Genomic DNA, 13,146 nt, shown 5'->3' with positions numbered 1-13,146 from the left:
GTGTATATTACATTTAAATATTATTGACCTTTATCTCCAGAAATGACATCGATATTCTCAAAAACATCTTTCTCCTTGCGGATGCCTACTCTCGTGTTTCTGAAATTATTGTTGCCGATGGCGATGTTCTTGGTACCTGCGCCACTTAAACGCATATAAATAGAAGTACCAATTACTGGGAACGCATTGTATAAAAACAAATCGCTTACATTTTTTAAATCTACAATCGGAACGTTTGGATGTGGTTTATAGCTTTTAAAGCCATTGATGGTTAAGTTATTAACCCTTGTAGCGGTAATGGATGGTCCAGTTTCAGTATTCACCTGTACATTTTGAAACTCAATTTTATTAGAAAAAGCAATATTGAAACCGGTTTTAGCTTCCATATTTATATTTGTAAAGGTGATGTTCTCAATAGGCATTTCCTCTAGCCCATTCAAATATCCAGCCTGATTTACCTGTCCGGTGATGTTACTAAAATGAATATTTCTAAATTTTGGCGTACGCTCTGATACCTTTTCTACATTGGTTTTGGCATACTGCATATCCAATACAATCGCTTGTAAACCAATGTTTTTCATTACAATATTGTCAACACGAATCTCCTCTACTATGCCACCTCTACCCCGTGCCGTTTTTATGCGGATGCCCCGATCGGTACCATCAAAAACACAGTTAGAGATTACAATCTTTCTTACATCACCGCTCATCTCACTGCCTATAACCACGCCTCCATGCCCAGAAAGCATGGTGCAATTGGTAATCGTATAATTTTCTGCCGGAACAGCCATTTTTCTTCCCGGTTCATCCTTACCCGATTTTATGGTAATGCAATCGTCCCCTACACTGATGTGGCAATCTGAAATGTGCACATTTTTACAAGATTCTGGATTGATTCCATCCGTATTTGGCGACGGTGGGTTGTTAATCGTTACCGCATGGATGGTTACATTTTCGCAAAATTCGGGGTTAATGGTCCAAAATGGCGAGTTACGAATGCTGATGCCATCTATCAAAACATTTTTGCAAAACATAGGCTGTATAAACGGCGGACGAAGAAATCCACGTTTCATTTGCTTGGCATCATCAGGTAAAAGAATATTTTGATTTTGTTGATCGAAGGTTAACTGCCACTTGCTTCTCGGTTGATCTTCTTTATAGCCCTCTACAAAATTCCACCATTTTTCACCATGTCCATCTATCAAGCCACGCCCCATAATGGCAATGTTTTCAGCTTCGTACGCATAAAACAGTGGCGAGAAGCTCGTTACATCCACGCCTTCGTACCTGCTCTTAACCATAGGTAAATAATCATCAAAATTATCGCTAAAATGAAGTTCGGCGCCTGCATCAATTAAAATGGTAATGTTACTTTTAAGCTGAATGGGGCCCGTTAAATATTTACCGGATGGAAAATAAATGGTTCCGCCGCCCACCTTCACGGCGGCATCTATTGCTTTTTTAATGGCCTGGGTTGCCAGTTTACTACTGTCGTTCTTGGCACCAAATTTCAGCACATTAAAGTAAGACTGTGCGCCTGCATTTAAATGGGACAATAGCAACACGCAAAAGGCGACAAAAATTTTAATGCCAATGGGCAATTTGGGAGATTTCATGTAAGCTTAAAAAAGATGATTACTAATTCATTGGAACACGAACAGGCTTCAGTTCTTTTGCTTGATAAATCTGTTTGCCATCAACATAAATTAGGAAACCCTTACCCTTGTTGTACTTTTTACCAGTCTTGTCCCAAATCAAAGTTATCGTTTTATCATGATAAGATAAATGATCTAATGCAAACCAGTCCCATTTTCCTTTCGGAATTAATGGAAAAAGCTCTAAAATATTGTCGGCACGAGGTTTAAAACCAATTAAATCGTTAATAATTAAATCGTTAAAAGTAGAATGATTGTAAAAACTGCTCCTCGGATTGTCGCCTTTTAGCCATTCTCCAGTTTTTTCGTCTTGATATTCACCAATATAAGGTTTGCCATTTTTAATATGCGATGCGGCATATTGATGAAGTTCTTGATAAAAGATTTCTGATGTCATTTTACCGTGATTTTTGTAGTTAACCAATAAATTCGACAATCCCTTTAGAGTTTGGGCGCTTGCAAATGGCCATAAAGCTCCATCCCATTCGCAACTGTGGCCACTTCCACGTGTTCTAAAAGTTGGGTTTCTACGTTCGGCCGTGGTTAAGCCCCATGGCGCTTTGAACCCTGCGGTATCCAATAATTGATTCCAAGCTTTGGCGTATTTAGGGGCATCATCTGGCAAATTAAATTCCCAGGGAATAAAACCAATTGCCTCCCGAACATTTGCCAAGCCACCTTTTTGAAGCTTCGTTTCAAAAAAAGCTGATTTTGAGTTCCATAAACTATCCTGAACCAATTGTTTAAGCTGATTGGATTTAACCTGATATTTCTGTGTGAGCGTTTCATCTTTCAAAAGGCCAGCGATATTGGCTAACGCGATGGCATTTCCATACATGTAGCTGTTGATGGTTGGACGCATATTTTGATCCTTCCTTGATCCACTAATCGATTCTTCCATACCATCTTTAACATCGTTTTGCCAAAATAAGCCCGTTTTTAATTGACGCTCTTTTTCCCATTTGGCATAATCAGCATCGAGGGCAGGTAAAATTTCTTTTAAAAATTCTAAATCAGGTTTTACCAAATAATTTTGATACACGGCATCATCTACCCAACTGCTAAATTGGTGGAAACGTTGTTTGCTTTGACCCACATCGGCATGGTACAGCCAAAATTTAATGTAATCCTTTGAGTAACTGGTGTTTTTAAGCCACCTGCCTTCGTAAATGTGGTGACCAAGCGCACAACTAATGGAATTGTATTTTCCTGCGTGTTTTACAGGCTCAATAAACTCCGTAAAAATGAAGCCTTCAGGTGTTTTAACCAAGTGTTTTCTAAAAGTCCACCAGCGGTAGTAGTAATTTTGCTCTAAAGTGGTGTCTGGACATTCAAATAAGGGGATATTTTCTGAGAGCCAATCAAATGCTTGACCATTGGGCACAAAATTTTTAACGGATTCAGTATCAATAGCATTGAAATAGCTTACATATTTATTGAGTTTCTCGGTACCTAAAATTGATTTCTGTTGTGCAAACCCTTGTAAACCAACAACCAGGCAAACCAGCATTGCTGTAAATTTTATCTTTCTCATCATCATTCGAATAACCAATCTATATCTTTCCCTCTACCATCTAAACCTGCATTAAAAATGCGGAGTTCCTGCTGATCATCTATAAAACCCAATACCAAGCAAGCGCCTTTACCCAATGTTAAGGTGTGTGTGCCCGCCGCAAAAGAGTAAGCATGAACATTTACAGGCGCAAAGCCATTTACAACTATGGCGTTGGAAATTTTAATTTCTGATTGACCATAATTATTCGCACTGGCATCAATTTCCAATTGTGGGGGTAAAAGTGTTTTAGCATCTTTTTGGTTGAAATAGCCCACCAAAAGTTTAACCGGTGTTTTGGTTGAAAATCGAATTTCGGTACCTTGTTTGATTTGATTTTCACGAGTTAATTTTAATCCTTTAAGGCCGATAAGTTGTTCGGCAAGTTCTTTAACCACAGCCATTGTATCTGCAAATACCTGAATACCTTTATCTAAACGATAACTTTCGATGTTTGGAGATAAAATCTTCACCTCAGCATTTTTATATGGAATAATTTTAGCCGTCGTTGCAGCGTTAGCGTGCTTCAGCGAATCGATGCTCTGCTTAAAATGATTCAATTCTTTTGTAAAAACTGGCAACATTTCTTTCCAATGGATAAAGGTTTGATCTACCCCCCTCATCGGGATTTTGCGTTGCTTGGTTTGCATACTGTTTGCGTACAAATATTCGTTTTCGGTTAGTTTTACCAATTCAGAATAGTGTTTTACACTGCTTTCTAAAAGCGGCAATGCTTTTTCCAAATCGGCAACATCATTTGAGTATTTGTAACGCAAAACCCATAAGGCAGATTTAACTTTCTCTGCATAAAAATTAGCCATTGCATTGTAGCAATACATATCGTTTTTAAGTTTTCTGAATTCAGCTGTATCACGGGTAGCAGAAACCTGATTAATAGCAGCTAAGGCATTTTTTCCATGCGCTACCACCTCTTTAGCAATCTGCACAGGGGTTTCACCCACGTGCCCCTGTTTCTTCCATTCACGTTCAGCATAATCTATAATCATCTCGCCTTCAGGCGCTTCCGATTCGTACATTAAGGTAAAAACACCATATCGAAATGGGTTAATGAATTGAGTCATTAACATTCCTAAGGTAAGCGTTTGGCGATTGCCATCGGTAATGCCGTAGCGCCTTAACAATTTAGGAGAAATCTCTCCCGATTCTTCGTAGGCATTTAAAATGGCTTTGCCACCTGTTAAATCTGTTCCGTATTTTTTGGCTAATGCTTCTCCCCAATAATCAATTTCGCTTGGTCGATTTCTGTTGGCATTCCAGGCGTAGCGTGCCCATTCCTTATACCAAATCCAGTCCCGATCAATTTGCAGTTCGCGGGTTTGAGCCTTATCAGCAGTGTAAGGCCAATCCCAATAGCTGGCTTGTGGGTATAAATGTAGCCCTCTGGCCCCGTAAATTTTATCCATGGCCTGTACAGATTTTTGAATAAAATCTGCCGAACCATACCGAAAAGGTTCCAAATTGGCTAAAATATGCACGTTAGATATGTTCATAGTACCAATAGAAGCCAGTTTTCTATTCAGTTCTGCCCAAGCGCCACGCGGTGTGTATGTGGTTAAGGCTTCGCCGTTAAATTTATTTTCGGTGTAAAGATTTTTGTAAAAGGGTAATGCTGCTTTCATCACAGCAGGGGCATCGGTATCGTGCGCCCTCAAAACAATTGGGGCTTCACCCTGAATTCCGGCAGCCTTTAATCCATCCTTCACCCCTGGAATAATCGTTTTGGTAAACCAATCGATATCATCCTGTCCAACGCCTTCCATCGCTTCGCCTAATGCTACCATTAAACCCACATTTGGATATTTTTCTACAAAAGCAGCGATAGATTTTCTGGTATAATCTGCAATAACAGGCACTATAGGGCGATTGCGATCTTGTGTTTTCATTCCGAATTTATCGGCAAAAGGCTTTGGAATAAGGATGTTGTAGAACATCTGAATCACCCAAATGCCCCGTTTATCAGCCTCTGTAGTTAAGAAACGGAATATTTCTTCGTTCTTTTTAAAGGTTGCATCATCAACTTCAACCGCATAAGGATAATCTTTTAGCTTAACGAGCGAAGAAAAAGGATGTCCATTCCATAGATAAAGGGAATTGTACCGGTTCTCAACCATCATATCTAAATACTTAATCCACAATTGCTTATCATACAACCAAGGGAAGGTTTCTGGCGTATAGGGATATTCGTAAACGTCGTGTCCCGGTAAATAATCGGTTTTTTGTAGGCCAATACACGTGCCACGCATCACCATTTGAGGATGGTCTGTTAGCGAAATTTTTGTTGGGATTTTCCCTTGAGCGGTAATCTGATCTGCAAGTTCGATACAGGCATAAAGTGCGCCAGATGCATCTGCACCAATCACAAATAAATCATTATGACTACCGTACGCAATTACAAAACCCTCTTTACCGGCATTTTGCGCCTTATTTTTTAAAGAATCGGATAAAATCGTTTTGAAAACCTCATCAGAATAAACACCAACAACAATTTTATTGCCCTTCGGCAAACGATTCATTTGTATAAGCTTGGCGTTTACACCAATAGTCAACAAAGCCGTACGTAATTTTTCTGAACCAAATTTAACCCTCGAACTAGGCGCTGAAGAAATATAAATATTTTGTGCTTTGGCGGCCGACCTGCCCGAAGCAATGGCAAGGCTTGGAATTAAAAGTATGCTGAAAATAAAAAGCAGAAAATTTCTCATCAATTTTGGCTCTGAGTAAAACCCTTTTTAAAAGGGATTTGGCGGTACATTTGGTTAAAATATTATTTAAATATAAAAATAACATTCAAATATAAGTATTATCGCAGATTGTTTGTGTAAAATTTCTGCAAGGCATTGTATATAATGATTGTAAAATCAGTTATGACAAGATTAGCCAATGATTAGATAAAAAATGAAAGTTTTTGTCCATCAATATATGCTTAATTTGCAAAACATAAGTTTAACTAACATGGATAAATTTGGATCCCTGGCTTCGATAATTTCCATACTTTTAAATAAATATCCCTAATTTAAACCTACATTATACAATATGTTTTCACTAAAAAACAAAAAGGCTGTGGTTACAGGCGGTGGTAGTGGCATCGGCAAAGCCATTGCAACCGTATTGGCCAAGCAGGGCGCCGAAGTTCACATCATCGAAATCGGAAAAGAACAGGCCGCTACGGCACTGGCAGAAATTCAGGCCAATGGAAACCAAGCCTTTAGCTATGCTTGCGATGTTGCCAATCACGAAGATGTAATTCGGGTTTTTGATGAAATTGGAAAAATAAACATCTTAATAAATAATGCAGGTATTGCCCATATTGGTAAAGCCGATACCACCCAAGAGGCTGATTTTGATCGAGTTATGCGGGTAAACGTGAAGGGCGTTTACAATTGTTTATATGCCGCCATACCCAAACTCCGTTTATCGGGAGGTGGTGTTATCGTAAACATGGCATCCATTGCGGCATTAATCGGTCTGCCCGATCGCTTTGCCTATAGCACGGCCAAAGGTGCGGTAAAGGCCATGACCATGAGCGTGGCTAAAGATTATATTGGCGAAAACATTCGTTGCAATTCCATTTCTCCGGCAAGGGTGCACACGCCTTTTGTTGATGGCTTTTTGCAAAAAAACTATCCAGATAACATTCCAGAAATGTTCGAGAAACTGTCTAAAACACAACCCATTGGCAGAATGGCACAACCAGAAGAAATTGGCGCACTGGCCTTATATTTATGCAGTGATGAAGCTTCATTCATCACCGGTTGCGACTACCCTATTGACGGTGGTTTTACCACGTTAAACAACTAACCCTAAATTAATTGAGATAAAATAGATAAAAAATGAAGTTAATACGATTTGGCGAAGCAGGATTTGAAAAACCTGGCGTAATCATCGGAGATGAATATTACGATGTTTCGGCTTTGGTAAGCGATTACGATGAAGCTTTTTTTGGTGGCGACGCCCTGCACAAACTTTCGGAAGACATTAAAACCACCAATTTGCCGAAGGTAGATCGCGGTGTGCGCTTAGGACCTGCACTTGCTCGTCCATCAAAAATAATTTGCGTGGGTTTAAATTACAAAGATCATGCAGCAGAAACCAATGCAGCCATCCCTACTGAACCGATCTTATTTTTTAAGGCAACATCGGCTATTGTAGGTCCGAATGATGATTTGATTATCCCAAAAAACAGCAAAAAAACCGATTGGGAAGTTGAATTGGCGATTGTAATTGGTAAAAAAGCGAGTTACGTGACTGAAGAAAATGCTTTAGAACACATTGCAGGATACGTTTTGCACAACGATTACAGCGAGCGAGCGTTTCAGCTGGAAAGAAACGGACAATGGGTTAAAGGCAAAAGTTGCGATACATTTGCGCCTATTGGGCCATTTATTGCCACTCAAGACGAAATTAGCGATGTGCACAATCTTCGCCTGTGGCTGACTGTAAATGGCAAAACCCTGCAAAATGGAAACACCTCAAATTTAATATTCAATGTACCGTTCATGGTTTCGTATATCAGTCAATTTATGACGCTTTTACCTGGCGACGTGATTACCACAGGCACACCAGCGGGTGTTGGATTGGGTCAAAAACCAGAGCCTTGGTACTTAAAAGATGGCGATGTGGTAGAACTGGGTATTGATGGATTGGGCAGCAGCAAACAACACGTTAAAGCCTATACCGAAGCCTAATGAAAAGATATTGCCTAACACTTGATTTGATTGATGATGCACAACTGATTGAACAATACAAGCAATATCATCAATCGGTTTGGCCGGAAATTAAACAAAGTATTAAAGCATCTGGTATAGAAGATTTGGAGATTTATTTACTTGGTAATCGGCTATTTATGATTATGGATGTAAATGAAAACTTCTCTTTTGAAAAGAAAGCAGCCACAGATTTGGCGAATGCTAAAGTGCAGGAATGGGAAGCATTGATGTGGAAATTTCAGCAAGCTTTGCCAAACAGTAAACCGGGCGAAAAATGGCAAATTATGGATCAGATTTTCAAACTCAACACCTAAATGATGATTGATACCCACGTACATTTTTGGAATTATGATGCCGTGAGAGACAGTTGGATTACGGAAGAGATGCAGGCCATCCGTAAGGATTTTGCGCCAAAAGATTTGATCCAACCGTTTAGCGATCTTAAAATTGAAGGTTGTATTGCGGTGCAAGCCAATCAAAGCGAAGCAGAAAACCATTTTTTGCTATCCTTAGCCGAACAAAGTGAGTTGATAAAAGGAATAGTTGGCTGGATTGATTTGCGAATCCTTGATTTGGAAGAACGCCTGCACTATTGGAGCGCTTTTAAATTAATTAAGGGCTGGCGACATGTTTTACAGGCTGAAAACGATGAATTTATTTTGAATCCAGAATTTATTGCAGGGCTACAGAAGCTGAAACAATTCAATTATACCTACGATTTATTGGTATATCATAGCCAATTGCCCAGCCTAATTAAAATGGTCGATCAAGTGCCTAACCAAGCCTTTGTGTTAGATCATTGTGGCAAACCGAACATAAAAAGTGGCGAGATACAGGAATGGGCAGCGAACATTAAAACTTTAGCACAAAATCCAAATGTGCATTGCAAGCTATCAGGGCTGTTGGCAGAGGCCGATTGGGCAAAGTGGACAGAAAACGAAATGTTTAAGATTTTCGATGTGATTTTCGAAAACTTTGGTACTGAACGAGTGCTTTATGGAAGCGATTGGCCAGTCATGTTAATCAGCAGGCCTTACGCGGATTGGTTCTACTTGGTGAATAAATATGCCGCTCAATTTACAACCGAAGAAAGAACTTCAGTATTTAGTGGCAATGCAAAGCGCTTCTATCAATTATAAAACACTACAACTAGCCTATAGAGCAGGATGGGAAAGAAAATATAAAACTTTAATTTTCGGCTTTTAACCAAATTTCCATACATCATTTTCATTATGAGCAAAAAAATCACCTTTCCTTACCATCCCCAATACCCATCTGTGGCCGATTTAAGAAGCAAAGCCAAAAGCAGAATCCCTAAATTTGCCTTTGATTATTTAGATGGTGGATGTAATGAAGGCTTAAATTTGGCTCGAAACGAGAACGATTTTGATGATATTTACCTGAAACCCAACTATTTGCGGGTGGGCGGAGAGATTGATATGTCGGTAGAATTATTTGGACGCCAATACAGTGCGCCCTTTGGCATTTCGCCGATTGGTTTGCAGGGTTTAATGTGGCCCAATGCACCAGAAATTTTGGCAAAAGCAGCCGCCAAGCATGATATTCCCTATATATTGAGTACGGTATCAACCAGCAGCATTGAGCGAATTGCGGAGGTGTCTGATGGGAAAGCTTGGTTTCAACTGTATCACCCTACCGAAAACCGATTGAGAGACGATATCTTAAATCGTTTGAAATCAGTTGAATGTCCGGTGTTGGTAGTTTTGGTTGATGTACCCTCTTTCGGTTTGCGGTACAGGGAAATTAAAAGCGGCTTATCCATCCCTCCTAAAATGTCGATTAAAAATATTTTGCAAGCTGTTGCGCGCCCGTTGTGGGGAATTAAAACCTTGCAACACGGCATCCCCTCTTTTGCTACCCTAAAACCTTATATGGAAAAAGGCTTGGATATGAGTCAGTTGGGGCAATTTATGAACCGAACATTTACAGGTAAGGTGGATATTGAAAAAGTTTCTGCAATTAGAGAAATTTGGAAAGGTCCGTTGGTGTTAAAAGGGATTACAACTGATGAAGATATGCAGGCTGCCATTCAGATTGGTGTAGATGGGGTAATTGTGTCTAACCATGGCGGTAGGCAAATAGATGCCGGCGAATCGTCCATTAAGTCATTAATTAAGCTGGCAGGGAATCCGCAATATCGTTCTAAATTAAAGATTATGTTGGATGGTGGCATTCGTTCTGGAGTGGATTTAGCTCGTGCACATGCCGTTGGCTCTGAATTTAACTTTATGGGCAGACCATTTATGTATGGCGTTGGCGCGCTAGGCGATGAAGGTGGAGATCATACCATCAACATGTTTAAGGCGCACCTGTACCAAGCCATGCAACAAGTAACCATCGAGAAACCAGCCCAGTTTGCGGAGCGATTATTAATTCCATAAATTGGAGATTGATCCATGCAGGTGATTGAGCGGGGAATTTCTGTTTGATCAATCTTACTTTTGACTTGCTTCATGTCTCCACGAATCAATAAAACAGTCTAAATCACAGTACATGCATACACGTACCGTGGCGGTTGAAATACCTCTGTTCAAGGATTTCTCCACTACCGTTCCTTGCCTTGGTTCATGTCTCCACGAATCAATAAAAACAGGCCAAATAACGGTACGTGCAGACACGTACCATGGCGGTTGAAATACCAAAGTTCAAGGATTTCTCCACTACCGTTCCTTGCCTTGGTTCATATCTCCACGAATCAATAAAAACAGTCCAAATAACGTTCCGTGCAGACACGTACGGTGGCGGTTGTAACCACAAAAGCCCAAGGAATTCTCCACTACCATTCCTTGCCTTGGTTCGTGTCTTCACGAATCAATAAAAACAGGCCAAATAACGGTACGTGCAGACACGTACGGTGGCGGTTGTAACCACAAAAGCCCAAGGAATTCTCCACTACCATTCCTTGCCTTGGTTCGTGTCTTCACGAATCAATAAAAACAGGCTAAATAATGGTACGTGCAGACACGTACCATGGCGGTTGAAATACCAAAGCTCAAGTATTTCTCCACTACCATTCCTTGCCTTGGTTCGTGTATGCACGAATCAATAAAACAGTCCAAATAACGTTCCGTGCAGACACGTACGGTGGCGGTTGAGAGATCTTTGAAATTAGCAAAGTCCAAGAATTTCTTCCCTACGGCCGAAATCACAGTTTTTTACCCTGTAATAGCGCTGTAATTTGTAATCCAGCAAAATTCTCCTAACCAATTTTTAATCAATTTTCTTTAGCCTTGGCGCAGTAACAAATTTATACGTTGTAGTGGTTTTATAGCTTTCTCCTGGCTTTAAAACGGTTGATGCAAAGTTGGGGTGGTTGGGTGCATCCGGAAAATGTTGGGTTTCTAAGCAAAAGGCAGAGCGATGCGGATACGCCTTGCCACCCTTTCCATCATGATCTACCCCGGTTAAGAAGTTACCGCTATAAAATTGCAGACCGGGCTCTGTGGTGTAAACCTCCAAAGTAATTCCTGTAATCGGACTTGTAACAGTCGCTACGGGCGTTATCGCATCATGTTGATTGAGCACAAAGTTATGATCATAACCCTTCCCAAACTTCAACTGTTCATCCTTTTCGTTGATAGATTTACCAATGGCTTTTACTTGGTTAAAATCGAATGCAGTACCCGCAACCGATTGTATTTTACCTGTGGGAATTAATGTAGAATCGACTAGCGTATAAGCATTTGCATCAATCATTAATTGGTGATCTAGGATGGTTTTGTTTCCTTCGCCACTCAAATTAAAGTAGGCATGATTGGTTAAATTCACGACGGTGGTTTTATCCGTAGTTGCCGTATAATCCATTTGCAGGGCATTGTCATCGCGTAGGCTATACACCACCTTTACCACGAGCTTACCAGGATATCCCGCTTCACCATCCATCGAAACATAGTTGAGTTCTAACTTGTGTCCATCAATCTGTTTGGCCTCCCAAACCTTTCCAAAAAAACCATCGCTACCGCCGTGTAGGGTATTCACCCCATCGTTGAGCTGCAAATTATAGGTTTTTCCATCTAGCGTGAATTTTCCTTTTCCAATTCTATTGCCATAACGACCAATCAAGGCACCAAAAAATGGCTCTCCTTTTTTACGGTAGGCAGCTAAGCTGTCGTAGCCCAAAACCACATCCGTTAGTTTGTTATCGCGATTTGGCACCAATAGAGACACAATCCGTCCGCCGTAATTGCTAATGGAAACGGAGCTGCCTTGTTTATTTTTAAGGGTATAAAGTTTTACCGCTTTGCCATCAATGGTACTTTCGTATGCGGAAGAATCACCTTTTAAAGCATGGTATTCGTCCTGATTGTTTTTCGATTGGCATCCAGAAAAGGCAATAGCCAAGCAAATACTCGCCACAGGCCATGCTTTTAGAAACATTTTTTTCATAAAGATTTATTTTTGGTTAAGCTAAAGTAGTCAAAATAAATTAACGTTATTGTAACGTTTATAAATAATATTGGCCTATCATTGAGCAGATTATTCAACATCAAAAAAATCATCTAATTTAGAGCCTCAGTATGCAAAAGTTAACCACAAAGCCAAAGGCTTTCCTTTTCGATTTAAATGGCACCATGATTAACGACATGGAGTACCACACAAAAGCTTGGTATTCTATCATGAATGATGAATTGGGCGCCAACCTATCGTACGAACAGGTAAAGCAAGAAATGTATGGCAAAAACCATGAAGTTTTAGAACGTGTTTTCGGGAAAAATGCGTTCAGTTTGGAAGAAATGGATCGGCTATCTTTGGATAAAGAAAAAAGGTATCAGGCAGGCTATATTCCTCATTTGGCGCTGATTGATGGCTTAGAACTCTTTTTAGCTCGTGCAAAGGAAGCCAAAATTTTGATGGCCATTGGTTCTGCCGCTATTCCTTTTAACATTGATTTTGTGGTAGATGGACTCAACATTCGCCGTTATTTGAGCGCCATTGTGAGTGCAGATGATGTGGTGATGAGCAAGCCCGATGCGGAAACGTTTACCAAGGCCGCTCAACTTTTAAAGGTACTGCCTGAAGATTGTATTGTTTTTGAAGATGCGCCCAAGGGTGTAGAGGCGGCAAACCGTGCAGGGATGCCTTGCGTGGTACTCACCACCACCCACAAGGAGGATGAATTTGCAGATTATCCGAATATTGTGGGCTTCATCAGCGATTACAATGATTCTATTTTAAACGCTTTATTTTAAAT

The 13,146-nt window shown here is 40.2% G+C and carries 10 protein-coding genes; 6 read left to right on the top strand and 4 right to left on the bottom strand.

Annotated features, from left to right (window positions below; all coding sequences use genetic code 11):
* Positions 1-20: 20 nt before the first annotated feature.
* The 3 genes from DHW03_RS02855 to DHW03_RS02845 are packed head-to-tail and all read right to left on the bottom strand — an operon-like array spanning position 21 to position 5,930.
* Entirely contained in the window at positions 21-1,616 is a 1,596-nt protein-coding gene (locus DHW03_RS02855) for a glycoside hydrolase family 28 protein (RefSeq protein ID WP_109924223.1), read from the bottom strand.
* A gap of 22 nt (positions 1,617-1,638) precedes the next feature.
* Positions 1,639-3,189, bottom strand: coding sequence for an MGH1-like glycoside hydrolase domain-containing protein (locus DHW03_RS02850; RefSeq protein ID WP_165825347.1), 1,551 nt, complete (start codon positions 3,187-3,189; stop codon positions 1,639-1,641).
* 2 nt (positions 3,190-3,191) lie between these two features.
* Entirely contained in the window at positions 3,192-5,930 is a 2,739-nt protein-coding gene (locus DHW03_RS02845) for an alpha-d-galacturonidase (protein WP_109924222.1), read from the bottom strand.
* 331 nt (positions 5,931-6,261) lie between these two features.
* Between DHW03_RS02845 and DHW03_RS02840 the strand changes: the two genes are divergently transcribed.
* From DHW03_RS02840 to DHW03_RS02820, 5 genes are all read left to right on the top strand, one after another.
* Positions 6,262-7,026: an SDR family NAD(P)-dependent oxidoreductase gene (locus DHW03_RS02840; RefSeq protein ID WP_109924221.1), complete on the top strand. Its 765-nt coding sequence runs from the start codon at positions 6,262-6,264 to the stop codon at positions 7,024-7,026.
* 32 nt (positions 7,027-7,058) lie between these two features.
* Positions 7,059-7,913: a fumarylacetoacetate hydrolase family protein gene (locus DHW03_RS02835; protein WP_109924220.1), complete on the top strand. Its 855-nt coding sequence runs from the start codon at positions 7,059-7,061 to the stop codon at positions 7,911-7,913.
* Positions 7,913-8,248, top strand: a complete 336-nt coding sequence (locus DHW03_RS02830; protein ID WP_109924219.1) for an L-rhamnose mutarotase — start codon at positions 7,913-7,915, stop codon at positions 8,246-8,248. Before DHW03_RS02835 ends, DHW03_RS02830 begins: the two co-directional genes overlap by 1 nt.
* A complete protein-coding gene (locus tag DHW03_RS02825) occupies positions 8,249-9,073 on the top strand; it encodes an amidohydrolase family protein (protein WP_240618450.1) in 825 nt (274 codons plus the stop codon).
* Positions 9,074-9,166: 93 nt separating this feature from the next.
* Positions 9,167-10,336 carry an alpha-hydroxy acid oxidase gene (locus DHW03_RS02820; protein ID WP_109924218.1) on the top strand — a complete coding sequence of 390 codons (1,170 nt, stop codon included), beginning with the start codon at positions 9,167-9,169 and terminating at the stop codon, positions 10,334-10,336.
* 829 nt (positions 10,337-11,165) lie between these two features.
* Here the strand turns inward: DHW03_RS02820 and DHW03_RS02815 are convergent.
* Positions 11,166-12,341 carry an aldose epimerase family protein gene (locus tag DHW03_RS02815; protein ID WP_109924217.1) on the bottom strand — a complete coding sequence of 392 codons (1,176 nt, stop codon included), beginning with the start codon at positions 12,339-12,341 and terminating at the stop codon, positions 11,166-11,168.
* Positions 12,342-12,472: 131 nt separating this feature from the next.
* Here DHW03_RS02815 and DHW03_RS02810 point away from each other — a divergent pair, with 131 nt between their 5' ends.
* Positions 12,473-13,144, top strand: coding sequence for an HAD family hydrolase (locus DHW03_RS02810; protein WP_109924216.1), 672 nt, complete (start codon positions 12,473-12,475; stop codon positions 13,142-13,144).
* The last annotated feature ends 2 nt before the right edge of the window (positions 13,145-13,146 follow it).

Origin of the sequence: Pedobacter yonginensis, assembly GCF_003173595.1 — a bacterium.
GTDB lineage: Bacteria > Bacteroidota > Bacteroidia > Sphingobacteriales > Sphingobacteriaceae > Pedobacter > Pedobacter yonginense.
The sequence above is the reverse complement of the archived record's forward strand: the minus strand, read 5'-3'. Positions and strand labels throughout refer to the sequence as shown.